The 1,388-nt window shown below is 72.3% G+C and carries 1 protein-coding gene; it reads left to right on the top strand.

The window, feature by feature from the left end; translation table 11 throughout:
- Positions 1 to 2: 2 nt before the first annotated feature.
- The coding region (locus tag ACWDZ4_RS35050) for an acetyl-CoA carboxylase biotin carboxylase subunit (protein WP_451512426.1) at positions 3 to 1,388 on the top strand (1,386 nt) is incomplete at its 3' end.

The raw sequence follows: 1,388 nt of genomic DNA, 5'->3' as shown, positions 1-1,388 counted from the left end.
TCGTGCGCAAGGTGCTCATCGCCAACCGTGGCGAAATCGCTGTCCGCGTTGCTCGGGCCTGCCGGGATGCCGGGATCGCGAGCGTGGCCGTCTACGCCGATCCGGACCGGGACGCCGTGCATGTGCGTGCGGCGGACGAGGCGTTCGCTCTGGGCGGTGACACCCCGGCCGCCAGTTATCTGGACATGGCCAAGGTGCTGGCGGCCGCGGAGGACTCGGGGGCCGACGCGGTGCACCCCGGTTACGGGTTCCTGTCGGAGAACGCGGAGTTCGCCCAGGCGGTGCTCGATGCCGGGCTGACCTGGATCGGCCCGCCGCCGCAGGCGATCCGGGATCTGGGGGACAAGGTCGCCGCCCGTCACATCGCCCAGCGTGCCGGCGCCCCGCTGGTGGCGGGCACCGCGGACCCGGTCTCCGGCGCGGAGGAGGTCGTCGCCTTCGCCCGTGAGCACGGGCTGCCGATCGCGATCAAGGCGGCGTTCGGCGGTGGCGGGCGCGGCCTGAAGGTCGCCCGTACCCTCGAAGAGGTCCCCGAGCTCTACGACTCCGCCGTGCGCGAGGCGGTGGCCGCCTTCGGGCGCGGCGAGTGCTTCGTCGAGCGCTACCTCGACAGGCCCCGGCACGTGGAGACGCAGTGCCTGGCGGATGCGCACGGCAACGTGGTGGTGGTCTCCACCCGTGACTGCTCGCTGCAGCGCCGCCACCAGAAGCTGGTGGAGGAGGCCCCGGCCCCCTTCCTGTCCGCGGCGCAGAACGCCGAGCTGTACGCCGCGTCCAAGGCCATCCTGCGGGAGGCCGGCTATGTGGGCGCGGGCACGGTGGAGTTCCTGGTGGGCACCGACGGCACGATCTCCTTCCTGGAGGTCAACACCCGTCTGCAGGTCGAGCACCCGGTCTCCGAGGAGGTCACCGGCATCGACCTGGTCCGTGAGATGTTCCGGATCGCCGACGGCGAGAAGCTGGGCTATGACGACCCGGTGGTGCGCGGGCACTCCTTGGAGTTCCGTATCAACGGTGAGGACCCGGGCCGCGGTTTTCTGCCCGCCCCGGGCACGGTGACCGGTTTCGCCGCGCCCTCGGGCCCCGGTGTCCGGCTGGACGCGGGGGTGGAGGCCGGCTCGGTGATCGGCCCGGCGTGGGACTCGCTGCTGGCCAAGCTGATCGTCACCGGCGCCACCCGCGAGCAGGCGCTGCAGCGCGCGGCCCGGGCGCTGGCGGAGTTCCGGGTCGAGGGGATGGCCACCGCGCTTCCCTTCCACCGTGCGGTGGTCGCCGATCCGGCGTTCACCTCCGATCCGTTCACCGTGCACACCCGGTGGATCGAGACCGAGTTCGTCAACGAGATCCCGGCCTACACCGTGCCCGGCGCGGATGCCGAGGAGGACGAG

The sequence above is a fragment of the Streptomyces sp. NPDC003016 genome (assembly GCF_053591455.1).
Note: the sequence above shows the minus strand (reverse complement) of the source record. Positions and strands in the feature narration are given on the sequence as shown.